Genomic DNA, 14,558 nt, shown 5'->3' on the forward strand with positions numbered 1-14,558 from the left:
GGCCAGTTGGCACAGTCTCTGCAATACCTCTGGCACAAGCGCACAGAGCGCTCCTCTTCCAGGTAAACGCAATGATCCAGTGGCATATCGTGTGCGACTTCGACGGGACCATCACCCCCACCGACGTCATCGACAACGTCCTCCAGCGCTTCGCCGGCCCTGAGTGGGAAACCATCGAACAGGAATGGCTGGATGGGCATATCGGTTCCCGCGAATGCCTGAGCCGTCAACTGGCGCTGATCAAAGCCACCCCGGCTGAACTGCTGGCGTACTTCGACAGCGTTGAGATCGACCCGGACTTCCCGGACTTCGTCGATCACGTCATGGGCCTGGGCGCGACCATCGAAGTGGTCAGCGACGGCATCGAGCAAGGCATCGCGCGCATCCTGTCGCGCAACTACGTGACCTTGCTGCCGATCCTCGCCAACCGCCTGCGCCAGGTCGACCAGAACAGCTGGCGCATCGACTTCCCGTACTCCAGCGATGCCTGCCGCGCCGCCTCCGGCAACTGCAAGTGCAAATCCACGCCGCGCAACAAGCGCGTGCTGGTGATCGGCGACGGCAAGTCCGACATGTGCGTGGCTTCAACCGCCGACTTCGTCTTCGCCAAAGGCAGTCTCGCCAAGTACTGCGAAGCCAACAATATTCCCCATGCGCGCTTCGACACCTTTGCCGAACTGCCCGCATTGCTGACCGCTTTGCCACAAGGCATCGCCGCTAACTCCGGCGCCTTTGCCGCCGACCTCTCTGTTGAAAATCAGGAACTCTTCCACCATGTCTGATATTCGTATCGCTACCGCCGAAGACCAGATTCTTCTGGATAAAGAAGCCAAATACTGCTCCTACGGCGACACCGTTCACTACATCGAGCCGCCGCGTATTTTCAGCCGTTGCGAAGGCTCCTACGTGTGGGACACCGAAGACCAGGCCTACCTCGACCTGCAAATGTGGTACTCGGCCGTTAACTTCGGCTACGCCAACCCGCGCCTGAACAACGCGCTGAAACAGCAGATCGATACCCTGCCGCAAATCGCCAGCCAGTACCTGCACAAAGGCAAAATCGAGCTGTCGGAAATGATCGCAGTCGACGCCAAGAACAAATTCGGCCTCGACGGTCGCGTGCACTTCAACGTCGGCGGTTCGCAGTCGATCGAAGACTCGTTGAAAGTGGTGCGTAACGCCTCCAACGGCAAGAGCCTGATGTTCGCCTTCGAAGGCGGTTACCACGGCCGTACCCTCGGCGCTTCGTCGATCACCTCGAGCTTCCGCTACCGTCGCCGCTACGGCCACTTTGGCGAGCGCGCCAACTTCATCCCGTTCCCGTACCACTTCCGCGGCCCTAAAGGCATGACCAAAGAAGAATACGGCAGCCACTGCGTGCAGCAATTCGCGCGTCTGTTCGAGACCGAATACAACGGCGTCTGGGACCCGAAAACCAACCAGTGCGAATACGCAGCGTTCTACGTCGAGCCGATCCAGGGCACCGGCGGCTACGTGATCCCGCCGATGAACTTCTACCGCGAATTGAAGCAAGTGCTGGATCAGCACGGCATCCTGATGGTGTCCGACGAAATCCAGATGGGCTTCTACCGCACCGGCAAACTGTGGTCGATCGAGCACTTCGACGTGCAGCCGGACGTGATCGTCTTCGGTAAGGCGCTGACCAACGGCCTCAACCCGCTGGGCGGCATCTGGGCCCGTGAAGAGTTGATCAACCCGAAGGTGTTCCCGCCAGGTTCGACCCACTCCACCTTCGCCTCCAACCCACTGGGTACGGCGGTAGGCCTGGAAATGTTCAAGATGACCAGCGAAGTCGACTACGGCGCGATGGTTATGGCCAAGGGCAAATACTTCCTGGAAGGCCTGCAAGACCTGCAGAAACGTTTCCCGATCATCGGCGACGTCGACGGCCTGGGCCTGGCCCTGCGCTGCGAAATCTGCGGCCCGGATGGCTTCACGCCGGACAAGGCGACCCTGGACTACATGGTCGAAGAAGGCATGAAGGGCGACATGATCGTGGATGGTCAGAAACTCGGCCTGATCCTCGACGTGGGCGGCTACTACAAAAACGTGATCACCCTGGCACCGTCCCTGGAAATCAGCTACCCGGAAATCGACCTGGGCCTGAAACTCCTTGAGCAGTTGCTGGTGCGAGCGACCAAGCGGTGAATGCTCCTGAGTTAAAAAGCATCGGGATCGACCTCGGTGAAGGTGATGCCGGCTTCGTTCTCGGTGAAGGTCCGGTCGGGATCCTGTTGATCCACGGCCTGACCGGCACCCCGACGGAATTGCGCCAGGTCGCCAAAGGCCTGGCCAAAGCCGGTAACTGCACGGTGTACGTGCCCACACTGGCTGGGCACTGCGGCGATAACAGCGACCTGCAGGCCACCGGCTGGCTGGACTGGTACGAAGGCGTGCGCAAGACCTTTGCGCAGGTCAAGCAGCGCCACGAGCAGGTGTTTGTCGGTGGCTTGTCCATGGGCGCGGTGATGTCCATGTATGTGGCCGCCGAGCACCCAGGGCAAGTGGCCGGGCTGTTGATGTATTCGACCACCTTGAAGTACGACGGCTGGAGCATTAACAAGCTGGCGTTTTTGACGCCGTTGCTGATGAAGATCCCGTTCGGCGTGCACATCTGCCGCTTCGAAGAGAAGCCGCCTTACGGCATCAAGAACGAGCGCCTGCGGGCGATCGTTGAGCGTCAGATGAAGGAAGGCGAAAGCAGCGAGGCCGGTTTGCTGACCATGGAAGGCATCACGGTGCGCGAGTTGCACCGCATGAACGCCGTGGTCAAAAAGCGCATGCCCGAGATCAAGGTACCGGCGCTGGTGTTGCACTCCATCGAGGACGACATCACCAGCCGCTGGAACGCCGATTACGTGGAACGCCACCTCGGTGGCCCGGTGACCAAGATTCTGCTGGATAACTGCTACCACATGATCACCGTCGACCTGCAATACCGCCGGGTGATCGAGTTGAGCGCCGAATTTGTCGAGCAACACGCCGCCCCGGCTGTACAGGCACCCGTGGATTATCGACAGCGGGCATCAGCCTAAGGACTAGACGTGATTACCGCCCAAGCCTTCTCGACTATCCGGGCCATCCCGCGTTGCGCCTGGAATGACTGCTTTCCCGCAGCCCTGGAGGATTGGGATTTTTACGTCGCCGTGGAAAACGCCGCGATCGATGATTTCAAGTGGCGTTACCTGGCCGTCTACGACGATGAAACGCTGGTGGCCGTTGCCCCCGCGTTCATCACTTATTATCGCCTCGACACCACGGTGTCGGGCGCCGGCAAGCGCTTTACCGAGCGCCTGGAGCGACTGTGCCCGGGTGTTTTGCGCTTGCAGTTGTACGCCATCGGTTCGCCGGTGGCCGAGCGTTGCGACGCGGGTATCGCCAGTCACGTGCACCAGGAGCAGCGCCCGCTGCTGATCAAGCACTTGCTGGAGGCGGCCCGCCAGGACGCCGATACCTTCGGGATTGGCCTGGTGGCGGTCAAAGACGTGCCGACCAATGACCTCGACTGGGCAGACAATTGCCGCCAGGCGGGCTTTCAGAGCATGCCAAGCTTGCCCAGTGGCTGGCTGACGGTGCCTTACGGCTCGGTGGACGCCTACCTCGGCTCGCTGTGCAAGGCGACCCGCAAAGACCTGCGCCGCAAGTTGCGCGCGCCAGGCCCGCGGGTCGAGTGGCGGCACAGGATTGATGATGTGTTGCCTGAGGTGATGCGCCTGTACGAAGACACGCTCAGCCGCGCCGATTTGCAGTTCGAACGCCTGCCGGCGAGTTACTTCACCGGCATCCTGGAACGGCTGCAAGGGCGTGCGGTCTGTGCTCTTTACTGGGTGGATGAGCGGCTGGTAGCGTTCAACCTGGTGCTGTTGGACGAGCACCGCCTGGTCGATAAGTTTTTCGGGCATGACCGTGAATTCACCCGTGAATACAGTTTGTACTTTCGCTATTGGTTGACCAATGTCGACTACTGTATTGCACACAAGATCCCGCTGTACGAGTGCGGTCAGGAGGGTTATGCCAGTAAGCTGCGCCTGGGCTGTGAGTTCCGGGGCAACAGCATGTTCTTCCGTCACCGTAACCGGCTGGTCAACAGCGTGCTCAAGCTCGTGAAAATGTATATAAGACCGGATCGATCCGACCCTGCCATGGCTGCTGCGATAAGCGAAACCTGATGATCACCAAGACCCGCCAAAAAGCCCGCCCCTTTGCCATTTCGCGTTGGAGCGTCCAGCGCAAGCTGGTGCTGGCGTTCTGGCTGGTCAGCGTTATCCCGACCATGATCGCGGCCGAACTGGCGGCGACCACCTTGTCGCAGATTTTCGACAGCAACGTGCGCATCTGGCTGCAAGAGTCGACCAAGATCGTCAAGGACGAAATCGGCGACATCCTGCATGACAACGCGCGTATGGCCAAACTGTTCCTGCGCTACACCGCGCCGCCGTCGAGCAAGCAAGCGGCCAAGCATGACCGCCTGACCGCCGACATCGCCGACGCCACCGATATCGATGTGGTCGCGCTGATTCGCGTGAGTGACCATAAAGTGGTGTTCAGCACCGCCGCCGACGATGTGGTCAAGCAGATCAACCTGACCAGCAACGCGGTATTGCAGACCGTGCAAGTGGCCGGCGTGACCACAGGCCTGGTGGTCTCCACATTCGAAACCACCCAGGAGGGCGTCGATTACCTGCTGCTGGTGGCCACGTACCTGGACAGCAGTTTCCTCACCAGCGTGGCCGATGTGCATTCCCTCGACCTGCGCCTGTACCTGGCCAACCCCCAAGGGTTTTCCGAGATATTCTCGACCCAGCGTTTTGAAAACCACCCTTCGCGCATCCCGAAGAATGTCGAAACCGCCATGCGCGCCACCAAGCAGCCGAGCGAGCAGTTCACCAATAACTACAGCGGTTTGTACTGGCCGATCTTCAATGACTCCGGCGAACTGCAAGGCGTGATCTTCAGCGGCCTGTTGCGTCACACCAGCCTGGTGGGGCTGGTGAACCAGAGCAACCTGTTCGTGCTGATATTCCTGCTGAGTTCGGCGTTGTCCCTGGGCGCAGGGGTCCTGGTGTCACGCCGCCTGACCAAACCGCTGCGCGATTTATCCCAGGGCGTTGACGCGGTGATCTCGGGCAATTACGAGCATCGCGTGTTGGTCACCGGCGGCGATGAGCTGGCGCAACTGAGCAGCACCTTCAACCACATGACCGAGCGCCTGGGCGAGTTGCATCACCTTGAAGCTCAACTGCGCCGTCGTGACCGGCTGCATGCGTTGGGCGAGGTCGCCATGGGCCTGGCCCACGAGATTCGCAACCCGTTGGGCATCATCAAGACCGCCACCCAATTGTTGCACCGCCGAGTTGACCTGCCGGACACCGACAAGCGCCACCTGGAATACGTGATCAGCGAAGTCAGCCGCATCAACGACCTGATCACCGAGTTTCTGGATTTCGCCAAGCCCAATCCGCCCCTGCGTGTGTTGCAGGCGGCGCGCCCGGTGGTGGAAGAAATCCTCGGCTTTTGCAGCCCGGAACTGGCCACCCATAACATCGATTCGTACATCGATGACCAGTCGCCCGGCGCGACGATCTATGCCGATGCCAAGCAACTCAAGCAGGCGTGCCTGAACCTGATCCTCAACGCCATCGACGCGATGCCCGGAGGCGGGCGCCTGACCTTGGGCATTCGCAGCGTGGACGGCAATACGGTGATCAGCATCGCCGACACCGGCCAAGGCATTCCGGCCGATATGATCGAGCGCATCTTCACACCATTCGTCACCACCAAGGCCTCGGGCACGGGCCTGGGGCTGGCTAAAGTCTATTCGATCATGGAAAGTCACGACGGCAGCATCGAATGTGCCAGTGAGAAAGATGCCGGCGCCACCTTCAGCCTGTACATTCCGGCCCATGGCGAAGACGACGGCGACGATGAGGAAGTTCATGACGCATAACGTATTGGTAGTCGACGACGAGCCCAAGCTCTGCGACTTGCTGTCATCGGCCTTGAGCCAGAATGGCATCCAGGTGTTTACCGCCGGCAACGGCCTGCACGCGCTCAAGGTGCTGGAGCAGGAAGACATCGACCTGGTGATCAGCGACTGGCGCATGCCGGGCATGGACGGGCCGGCGCTGCTGGCCGAGATAAAAGTGCGCTTCCCGGAGTTGCCGGTGATCGTGATGACCGCCTACAGCACGGTAAAAAACGCCGTGCAGTCGATGCGCAACGGCGCCTATGACTACATTGCCAAGCCGTTCGATATCGACGAGCTGGACATCACTGTGGCCAAGGCTTTGCAGTTTCGCGACATTATGCGCGACAACGCACGCCTGCGCGCCGAGCTGGATCACCATGCGCAGTTCGACAGCCTGGTGGGCGACAGCCCGGCGTTTCGCCAGGTGCTGCACGCGATCGATTCGGTACGCGACAGCAACGCCACCATCCTGCTGACCGGCGAGAGCGGCACCGGCAAGGAAATGGTCGCGCGAGCGATTCACAAACATGGCAGCCGCGCCGACAAACCGTTCGTGGCGGTCAACTGCGCGGCCATTCCCGAAGGCTTGCTGGAAAGCGAGATGTTCGGCCATCGCAAAGGCGCCTTTACCGGCGCCGTGGCCGACCGGGTAGGGCGCTTTATGCAGGCCGACCAGGGCACTTTGTTTCTGGATGAAGTGGGCGACATGCCGTTGGCGTTGCAGGCCAAGATCCTGCGGGCCTTGCAGGAGCGCGTGATCGAGCCGGTGGGCGACCCCCGCGAGCGCAAGGTGGATGTGCGCGTGATCGCCGCCACCAACAAGAACCTGCTGGATGCGGTGGCCAATAAAGAGTTTCGCGAAGACCTGTATTACCGCCTCAATGTATTCCCAATCCCGTTGCCGGCCCTGCGCGAGCGCGCCGAAGACATCGTGCCCCTGGCTCGCCACTTCGCCCAGACCCTGAGTGCTACTGCGGGCAAACGCATCACCGGCTTCAGCCCCGAGGCACTGCAGGCGATGGCGGCTTACCACTGGCCGGGCAATATCCGTGAGCTGCAAAACTGTGTAGAGCGGGCGACCATCGTGGCGGCTTCGCCGGTGATCGAAGACATCGACCTGCCGGCTTACCTGTTTGCGTCCAAGCCTGCCGAGGACGGCGTTACGGCGCTGCTGGGCGACACACCGGGCGTGCCTGCCGACCTGGATGCGGCGCTGGCTGAGGTTGAGAAAACCTACATCATGGCGGCGCTGAACGAGAGCAATGGCGTGCAGGCTGCGGCGGCGGCGAAGATCGGGATTTCCGAGCGCAGCTTCTGGTATCGGCTGAAGAAGCTGGGGATTCAGGTCGAGAAGATCATTCGCTGAAAGTGTTTGATGCCGATCGTTCCCACGCTCTGCGTGGGAACGCAGCCCTGGACGCTCCGCGTCCCGAAGCGTAACGCAGAGCGTCACAAGCGGCATTCCCACGCGGAGCGTGGGAACGATCAGTTTGAGGTGTGTCAGGCGTGGACGCGTACCCACACGCTCACCAGCACGGTCGCCGCCATCAGCCACGCCACCGCCGCCACGGCGAGTGACGCCTCCAGGCGCATGCGGTCGACCATCACGTACAGTGTCGCCAAATACACAAAATACGGAATGATCGACCACATCCCAAACAGGATGGTGGTCTTCAGGTCGTCCAGCGAACGGCCCTTGCCGACGATGTAATGCGCGATCAGCGCAAAGGTCGGAAACAGCGGCACCAGCCCTGCGATGTAGTAGTTTTTGGTCTTCGCCAGCGCCGCCAGGATCAGCACCACCGCCGCGCCCAGGGCGGCTTTCAGTAGTAAGTCCATCAGTGGCTCAACCCGTATTTCTTGACCTTGTCGAACAGCGTGGTCTTGGCCATTCCCAGTTCCAGGCTCGCCTGGGTGAGGTTGCCGCCGCTGCGTTGCAGGGCATCGTTGAGCAGGTTGCGCTCGAAGGCTTCCACCGCTTCGGTAAAGGCCAGGCCGTGATTGCTGCTGCCGGCGCCGCTTTTCTTGAAGGCCGGCAAGCCCAGCGCAAAGCGCTCGGCGACGTTGCGCAGTTCACGCACGTTGCCTGGCCAGTCGTGGCTCATCAGGGTCGATACGGTCTGGTTGTCCAGCTCCGGCACACTGCGGTCAAAACGCAAGGAGGACTGCTGCAGGAAGTGTTCGAACAACTGCAGAATGTCTTCGCGGCGCTCGCGCAGCGGTGGTAATTCCAGGGTCACCACATTAAGGCGGTAGTACAGGTCGCTGCGGAACTGGCTGGCGCGGCTCAGCTCGTCAAGGTCGGATTTGGTCGCGGCAATCACCCGGCAATCCACCGCCACGCTCTGGTTGGAGCCCAGGCGTTCCAGGGTGCGTTCCTGCAACACGCGCAGCAGCTTGATCTGCAGGTTGATTGGCATGCTTTCCACTTCGTCGAGGAACAGCGTGCCCTCATGGGCGTGTTCGATCTTGCCGATACGCCGCTTGCCCGCGCCGGTAAAGGCGTTGGCTTCGTGACCGAATATTTCGCTTTCGAACAGGTTCTCCGGCAGGCCGCCGCAGTTCAGGGCAACGAACTGGTGGTCGTGGCGCCGGCTGAAATCGTGCAAGCAACGCGCGACCAGTTCCTTGCCGGTGCCGGTTTCGCCTTCGATCAGCACGTTGGCCGAGGTGTCAGCGACGTTGGCGATCAGCTCGCGCAGGTTCTGCATGGCGGGCGAGCGGCCGATGATGCGGCCTTCCAGCGAGTCGCGCTCGGCCAGTTGGCGGCGCAGCGACCAGACTTCCCGTGCCAGCCCACGTTGCTCAAGGGCGCGGCGCGCCACATCGACCAGGCGTTCGGGGGAGAAGGGTTTTTCCATGAAGTCGTAGGCGCCGTTACGCATGGCGCCGACTGCCATCGAGATATCGCCATGGCCGGTGATCAGCACCACCGGCAGGCTTTTATCCAGGGCCTTGAGGCGGGTCAGCAGCTCCAGGCCGTCGATGCCTGGCAGGCGAATGTCGCTGATGACGATGCCGGCAAAGTTCTCGCCGATGCGCTTGAGCGCTTCCTCGGCACTGCCCACGCCCACGCTGTGAATGTCTTCCAGCGCCAGCGCTTGCTGGCAGCCGAGCAGCACATGGGGGTCGTCTTCGACGATCAGAACGGTGAGGTCTTTAGGATCGGTACTCATCATGTCGACTCAGCTTTTTGGGTGCCCACCAACGGCAGGCACAAGACAAAGGCAGTACCACCACTGGCCGGGTGTTCCACGGCGAGGTTGCCGCCGGTGGCCGCCGCCAGGCTGGCGGAGAGGGTCAGGCCCAGGCCCAGGCCTTGTTCGCCGGGTTTGGTGGTGAAGAACGGTTCGAATAAATGTTTGCGCGCCTCGGGGTCGATACCGTGGCCATTGTCGCGCACGTGCAGACGGTATTTACCGTCGGCGCCCTGGCCGTCCAACCATAGTTCGGGGGTCGGCTGAGCTTGCATCGCATCGAGCGCGTTGCCGATCAGGTTGACCAGGATCTGCTCCAGGCGGGTCTGGTCGATCTGCAGCCGGGCGGGGGCGAAGTCGCGGTGCACGGTCAATGGCAAGCCGTCCAGGCGCGCGCCCAGCACCTGGAAGGCGGCGTCCACGGCTTTGCCCAGGTTGGCTTCGCCCTGGTCATCACCGCGCCGGGCAAACGAGCGCAGGCTGGCGGTGATGCGGCCCATGCGGTCGATCAGCTCGTTGATGGTCTTGAGGTTGGCGCTGGCGGTGTCGAGGGCGCCACGTTCGAGGAAGCGTACCGTGTTGCCCGACAGCGTGCGCAATGCCGCCAGCGGCTGGTTCAATTCATGGGCAATGCTGGTCGACATCTGGCCGATGGCGGCCAGCTTGCCGGCCTGCACCAGTTCGTCCTGGGCGCGACGCAGGGTTTCTTCGGCCTGGCGGCGTTCACGGATCTGGCCCTTGAGCCGTTCGTTGCTGGCGCGCAGGTCGGCGGTGCGTTCGGCAATCCGTCGTTCCAGCTGGCTGTTGGCTTCCTGCAAGGCTTCGCGCGCAGCGAGGCGGGTGGCGATGACTTTGCGCCGCTCGTTCCAGGCGATCAGCAGGAACGCGACCAGGCCAAAGGCGACCGCCACCAGAATGCCCTGATTGATCGCGGCGCGGCGCAGGTCGTTAAGCGGGGTCAGCAGGGTGAAGTTCCACGGCGTGTCGCTGAGCGGGCGGGTCTGGGCCAGGTAGCTGACTTCACGCTCGTCGTTGACCACTTCGCTGTTGGCCGGGAAGGTGAGTTTCTCGGAGCCTTCGTTGAGACGCTCGCGGGCCAACGGCTCCAGCTCGTTCAACGTTGCCCAGTAATATTGCAGGCTGTGGGCCAGGCGTTCCTTGGTGTCATCGCTCAGCGGGCGCACGGCCTTGAGGCGCCGGGCCGGGTCGCTGGAAAGGATGATGATGCCGTTTTCGTCGCTCACAAAGGCTTCAAGACGCGCGCGTTGCCAGCGTTCTTCGAGGGCTTCAAGGCGCACTTTGACCACGGCCACGCCGATGATCTTGCCATGCTCTTCGAGGCCGTGGGCCAGGTAGTAACCGGGTTCGCCGTTGGTGCTGCCAATGCCATAGAAACGGCCGGGCTGGCCGCGCACGGCATTTTGGAAATAGGCACGGAAGGACAGGTCTTCACCCTGGTAACTGTCGGCATCGCGCCAGTTACTGGTGGCCAGCACGCGGCCGGTGGTGTCCATCACGTAGATGGCCCGACTGCGACTGCGTCGGTTCAGGCCTTCGAGGTAACCGTTGACCGTTTGCCGGGTTTCCTGGCTCGGGTCGGCCAGCAGCCTGGAGACGCTGGATTCCAGCTCCAGCAGGCTGGGCAGGTAGGTGTATTTGCTCAGCTCGCTTTCGACGGTGCGGGCATGCAGTTCGAGCTGGCGCTCGCCGTTGTCGCTGAGGGTGCGGATGCCATAGTACTCACTGACCCAGAAGCCGATGTAACCCAGGCCGATCATCAGGGCGATGATCAACGGCGGCAGGAACAGTTGGCGAATCAGACGAGGTTTCACGGCAAGTGATGGCGGTGCGGCGCGAAATTGGTTGGGGTCGCATTTCATCACAGATGCCTTGGGTCAACCAGAGCTTGCCGGCCTGCTCGGTCCAATGTGGGAGCGGGCTTGCTCGCGAAGGCGGTGTGTCAGTCGCTGAATGCATCGACTGACCCACCCTATTCGCGAGCAAGCCCGCTCCCACATGGGCCTTGTTTCAGCAGTGGGAGCTATGTAGGGCTTAGTGCTGCAGGATTTTCTCAAGGAAGTGCTGCGCGCGTTCGGAGCGGGCGCTGATGTCGCCGAAGAACTCTTCTTTCGGGCAGTCTTCGATGATCTTGCCGGCGTCCATGAAGATCACACGGTCGGCCACTTTGCGCGCGAAGCCCATTTCGTGGGTCACGCACATCATGGTCATGCCTTCGTGGGCCAGTTGCACCATCACGTCGAGCACTTCGTTGACCATTTCCGGGTCGAGTGCCGAGGTCGGTTCGTCGAACAGCATGACGATCGGGTCCATGGCCAGGGCGCGGGCAATGGCCACACGCTGTTGCTGGCCGCCGGAGAGCTGGCCCGGATGCTTGTGGGCGTGTGCCGACAGGCCCACACGGTCAAGCAGTTGCAGACCTTTTTTGGTGGCTTCTTCCTTGCTGCGGCCCAGCACCTTGATCTGCGCGATGGTCAGGTTTTCGGTGATGGTCAGGTGCGGGAACAGCTCGAAGTGCTGGAACACCATGCCCACGCGCGAGCGCAGTTTGGGCAGGTTGGTCTTCGGGTCGGCGATGGAGGTGCCGTCGACCACGATGTCGCCCTTCTGGAACGGTTCCAGCGCGTTGACGCACTTGATCAGGGTGGATTTGCCCGAACCCGATGGGCCGCACACCACGATCACTTCGCCTTTTTTGACATCAGTGCTGCAATCGGTCAGCACCTGGAAGTCGCCATACCACTTGTTGATGTTCTTGATAGAGATCATACGGCAAACCTTTTTTGCAGACGCTTGACCAGCAGCGAGGCGGAAAAGCTGATGATGAAGTAGACGACACCGGCAAAGATCAGGAACTCATTGGAGCGGCCGATGATGTCGCCGTTGGAGCGGGCGGAGTTGAGGAAGTCCACCAGGCCCACTGTGTAGACCAGCGAGGTGTCCTGGAACAGGATGATCGACTGTTGCAGCAGCAACGGGGTCATCTTGCGGAACGCCTGGGGCAGGATGATCAGGCGCATGGTCTGGCCATACGTCATGCCCATCGCCTGGGCTGCGCCCATCTGGCCCTTGGGAATCGACTGCACGCCGGCCCGCACGATTTCACAGAAGTACGCGGCTTCGAACATCATGAAGGCCACGACGCAGGAGGTGAACGCACCGATCGGGGTGTCTTCGCCGGTGATCCAGCGCAACACGAACGGCACCGCCAGGTAGAACCAGGTGATCACCAGCAGCAGCGGGATCGAGCGGAAGTAGTTCACGTAGGCGCCGGCCAGGCGTGACAGCAGTTTGCTGGACGACAGGCGCATCAGCGCCAGGACCGTACCCAGCGCAATGCCGCCGACCACGCCCATGACCATCAACTGCAAGGTCATGACCATGCCGTTCCACAGGCCCGGGATGGCGGGGATGATACCGCTGAAATCGAAGTCCATTATTTACCCCCCACGGAGATCAGGCCGGGCACCGCGACTTTCTTCTCGATCACGCGCATCAGCAACATCAGGCTCATGTTCAAGGTGAAATAGATCAACGTGGCCAGGGTGAAGGCTTCAAACAGGTTGGCCGAAAACTCGGCGGTCTGTTTGGTTTGCGCCAGCAGTTCCATCAAGCCGATCAAGGACGCCACGGAGGAGTTCTTGAACACGTTGAGGAATTCCGAGGTGAGCGGCGGAATGATGATGCGGTAGGCCTGGGGCAGCAGCACATTCCAGTAGATCTGCGGCAGCTTGAAGCCCATGGCGCGCGCCGCAGCTTCCTGGCCACGTGGCAGCGCCTGGATGCCGGTACGCACTTGTTCGCACACACGGGCGGCGGTGAACAGGCCCAGGCACACGACAACGCTCAGGTAGGCCGAGGTGGTCGGGTTGAGGTCTTGTTTGTACCAGTCCTGCAGGTTCTGCGGCAGCATATCGGGCACCAGGAAGTACCAGATAAACAACTGCACCAGCAGCGGCACGTTACGAAACAGTTCCACGTAGCAGGTCGCGATGCCCGCTACGAGACGGTTTGGCACGGTGCGCATGACGCCCAGAATGGAGCCAAGCAACAAGGCGATGATCCATGCCACGACAGCGATGGCGATGGTCCAGCCCAAACCGGCGATGTACCAGTCGAGATAAGTCTCGCTGCCAACGCCCGTGGACTTGAAGAACACGCCCCAGTCCCAGTTGTAATTCATTAGGGTCTCCCCTCGAGATCGATCGATGTACAAGCACCTGCTTGGGGAAGATCCTTTCCCGCCTGACGGTGAACGCCAGGCACACGCGATCGGCTCGAAAACCGCCAGGTCGAGTGTTCCACATTAAAGCCAGCAGGTAGTAACAGACGCCTGAGGGAGGGTTGGCTCCCTCAGGACATAAGCTTAGTCAGGTATCAGATTTTTACGTCGGGGGCTGGCTTGTCGCTTGGGTTAGCGATCAGCTCCTTAACCTTTTCGCTCATCGGGAAGTTCAGGTTCAGGCCTTTTGGTGGGATCGGGCTCTCGAACCACTTGCTGTAGATCTTGTTGATCTCGCCGGATTTGTACAGGGCGACGATGGCGTCATCCACGGCTTTCTTGAAGGCCGGGTCGTCTTTACGCACCATGCACGCGTAGGCTTCGAAGGACTGCGGAGTACCGGTGATGACCCAGTCGTCCGGCTTCTTGGCCTTGGCTTCTTCGCCGGCCAGCAGGGCGTCGTCCATCATGAACGCAACGGCACGGCCGCTTTCGAGCATCTGGAAGGATTCGCCGTGGTCTTTGGCGGAGATGACGTTCATGCCCATCTGCTTGTCGGCGTTCATCGCTTTGATGATGCGCTCGGACGTGGTGCCGGCGGTGGTCACGACGTTTTTGCCTTTCAGGTCGGCAAAGTCAGCGTAGGACGGCTTGCCATCCTTGTCCTTCTTGACCAGCAGACGGGTGCCGATTTCGAAGATGTTGACGGTGAAATCAACTTGCTGGGCGCGTTCGGCGTTGTTGGTGGTGGAGCCGCACTCAAGGTCCGCAGTGCCGTTCTGGATCAGCGGGATACGAGTCTGCGAAGTCACCAGGTTGTACTTGGTCTTCAGGTCGGGCTTGTTCAGGTCTTTTTTCAGGGCTTCTACCACAGCCAACTGAACATCGTGGGAGTAGCCCACGGGTTTGCCCGAGCCATCCGCGATGTAGGAAAACGGAATGGAGCTGTCGCGGTGAGCGAGGGTGATGGTGCCGGAGTCGTTGATTTTCTTCAGTGTGCCGGTGAGTTCGGCGGCGAAAACTGGAGTGCTGATCAGAGCAGCAGCGATAGCTGCGCCCAGGATATGGGGAACGATGCGCATCAATACTTCCTCGACATTTGTTTTTTTTATGAAGCCTGCTAAGCGGCTCT

At 60.9% G+C, this 14,558-nt stretch carries 13 protein-coding genes; 6 read left to right on the forward strand and 7 right to left on the reverse strand.

Going from position 1 to position 14,558, the window contains the following annotated elements:
- Window positions 1–71: 71 nt before the first annotated feature.
- From BLV67_RS02880 to BLV67_RS02905, 6 genes are read left to right on the forward strand one after another with little or no spacing between them, the layout of a single operon-like run.
- Window positions 72–782 (forward strand): MtnX-like HAD-IB family phosphatase, encoded by a 711-nt coding sequence (locus BLV67_RS02880; RefSeq protein ID WP_065928895.1) that lies wholly within the window; start codon window positions 72–74, stop codon window positions 780–782.
- Entirely contained in the window at window positions 775–2,169 is a 1,395-nt protein-coding gene (locus tag BLV67_RS02885) for an aspartate aminotransferase family protein (protein WP_017137021.1), read from the forward strand. The genes BLV67_RS02880 and BLV67_RS02885 overlap by 8 nt, the downstream gene beginning before the upstream one ends.
- Window positions 2,166–3,056, forward strand: a complete 891-nt coding sequence (locus BLV67_RS02890; protein WP_065928896.1) for an alpha/beta hydrolase — start codon at window positions 2,166–2,168, stop codon at window positions 3,054–3,056. The genes BLV67_RS02885 and BLV67_RS02890 overlap by 4 nt, the downstream gene beginning before the upstream one ends.
- A gap of 9 nt (window positions 3,057–3,065) precedes the next feature.
- Window positions 3,066–4,190, forward strand: a complete 1,125-nt coding sequence (locus tag BLV67_RS02895; protein WP_065928897.1) for a GNAT family N-acetyltransferase — start codon at window positions 3,066–3,068, stop codon at window positions 4,188–4,190.
- The gene (locus BLV67_RS02900) at window positions 4,190–5,968 is read left to right on the forward strand and encodes a sensor histidine kinase (RefSeq protein WP_069786190.1); all 1,779 of its coding nucleotides are present in this window, start codon (window positions 4,190–4,192) and stop codon (window positions 5,966–5,968) included. Before BLV67_RS02895 ends, BLV67_RS02900 begins: the two co-directional genes overlap by 1 nt.
- On the forward strand, window positions 5,958–7,355 hold the full coding sequence (locus tag BLV67_RS02905) for a sigma-54-dependent transcriptional regulator (RefSeq protein ID WP_069786191.1): 1,398 nt from the start codon (window positions 5,958–5,960) through the stop codon (window positions 7,353–7,355). Before BLV67_RS02900 ends, BLV67_RS02905 begins: the two co-directional genes overlap by 11 nt.
- A 134-nt stretch (window positions 7,356–7,489) precedes the next feature.
- Here BLV67_RS02905 and BLV67_RS02910 read toward each other — a convergent pair whose 3' ends face one another.
- The 7 genes from BLV67_RS02910 to BLV67_RS02940 form a co-directional block, all read right to left on the reverse strand.
- Window positions 7,490–7,828 carry a GlpM family protein gene (locus BLV67_RS02910; RefSeq protein ID WP_069786192.1) on the reverse strand — a complete coding sequence of 113 codons (339 nt, stop codon included), beginning with the start codon at window positions 7,826–7,828 and terminating at the stop codon, window positions 7,490–7,492.
- Window positions 7,828–9,165, reverse strand: coding sequence for a two-component response regulator AauR (gene aauR, locus BLV67_RS02915; protein WP_065928900.1), 1,338 nt, complete (start codon window positions 9,163–9,165; stop codon window positions 7,828–7,830). The genes BLV67_RS02910 and aauR overlap by 1 nt, the downstream gene beginning before the upstream one ends.
- Entirely contained in the window at window positions 9,165–11,066 is a 1,902-nt protein-coding gene (gene aauS, locus BLV67_RS02920; protein WP_069786193.1) for a two-component sensor histidine kinase AauS, read from the reverse strand. The genes aauR and aauS overlap by 1 nt, the downstream gene beginning before the upstream one ends.
- A gap of 172 nt (window positions 11,067–11,238) precedes the next feature.
- Window positions 11,239–11,973: an amino acid ABC transporter ATP-binding protein gene (locus tag BLV67_RS02925; RefSeq protein ID WP_017137029.1), complete on the reverse strand. Its 735-nt coding sequence runs from the start codon at window positions 11,971–11,973 to the stop codon at window positions 11,239–11,241.
- Window positions 11,970–12,641, reverse strand: a complete 672-nt coding sequence (locus BLV67_RS02930) for an amino acid ABC transporter permease (RefSeq protein WP_017137030.1) — start codon at window positions 12,639–12,641, stop codon at window positions 11,970–11,972. Before BLV67_RS02930 ends, BLV67_RS02925 begins: the two co-directional genes overlap by 4 nt.
- Complete coding sequence (locus tag BLV67_RS02935) at window positions 12,641–13,387, reverse strand: amino acid ABC transporter permease (RefSeq protein WP_017137031.1); 747 nt, start codon at window positions 13,385–13,387, stop codon at window positions 12,641–12,643. Before BLV67_RS02935 ends, BLV67_RS02930 begins: the two co-directional genes overlap by 1 nt.
- A gap of 194 nt (window positions 13,388–13,581) precedes the next feature.
- Complete coding sequence (locus tag BLV67_RS02940) at window positions 13,582–14,508, reverse strand: glutamate/aspartate ABC transporter substrate-binding protein (RefSeq protein WP_065928902.1); 927 nt, start codon at window positions 14,506–14,508, stop codon at window positions 13,582–13,584.
- Window positions 14,509–14,558 lie beyond the last annotated feature (50 nt).

This window comes from Pseudomonas salomonii (assembly GCF_900107155.1).
Classification (GTDB): domain Bacteria; phylum Pseudomonadota; class Gammaproteobacteria; order Pseudomonadales; family Pseudomonadaceae; genus Aquipseudomonas; species Aquipseudomonas salomonii.

Bases quoted from the DNA above. Each gene is read 5' to 3' on its own strand.
- BLV67_RS02880 (WP_065928895.1), top strand. From the start codon at position 72: ATGATCCAGTGGCATATCGTGTGCGACTTCGACGGGACCATCACCCCC.
- BLV67_RS02885 (WP_017137021.1), top strand. From the start codon at position 775: ATGTCTGATATTCGTATCGCTACCGCCGAAGACCAGATTCTTCTGGAT.
- BLV67_RS02900 (WP_069786190.1), top strand. From the start codon at position 4,190: ATGATCACCAAGACCCGCCAAAAAGCCCGCCCCTTTGCCATTTCGCGT.
- BLV67_RS02905 (WP_069786191.1), top strand. From the start codon at position 5,958: ATGACGCATAACGTATTGGTAGTCGACGACGAGCCCAAGCTCTGCGAC.
- BLV67_RS02910 (WP_069786192.1), bottom strand. From the start codon at position 7,828: ATGGACTTACTACTGAAAGCCGCCCTGGGCGCGGCGGTGGTGCTGATC.
- aauR (WP_065928900.1), bottom strand. From the start codon at position 9,165: ATGAGTACCGATCCTAAAGACCTCACCGTTCTGATCGTCGAAGACGAC.
- aauS (WP_069786193.1), bottom strand. From the start codon at position 11,066: ATGAAATGCGACCCCAACCAATTTCGCGCCGCACCGCCATCACTTGCC.
- BLV67_RS02925 (WP_017137029.1), bottom strand. From the start codon at position 11,973: ATGATCTCTATCAAGAACATCAACAAGTGGTATGGCGACTTCCAGGTG.
- BLV67_RS02930 (WP_017137030.1), bottom strand. From the start codon at position 12,641: ATGGACTTCGATTTCAGCGGTATCATCCCCGCCATCCCGGGCCTGTGG.
- BLV67_RS02935 (WP_017137031.1), bottom strand. From the start codon at position 13,387: ATGAATTACAACTGGGACTGGGGCGTGTTCTTCAAGTCCACGGGCGTT.
- BLV67_RS02940 (WP_065928902.1), bottom strand. From the start codon at position 14,508: ATGCGCATCGTTCCCCATATCCTGGGCGCAGCTATCGCTGCTGCTCTG.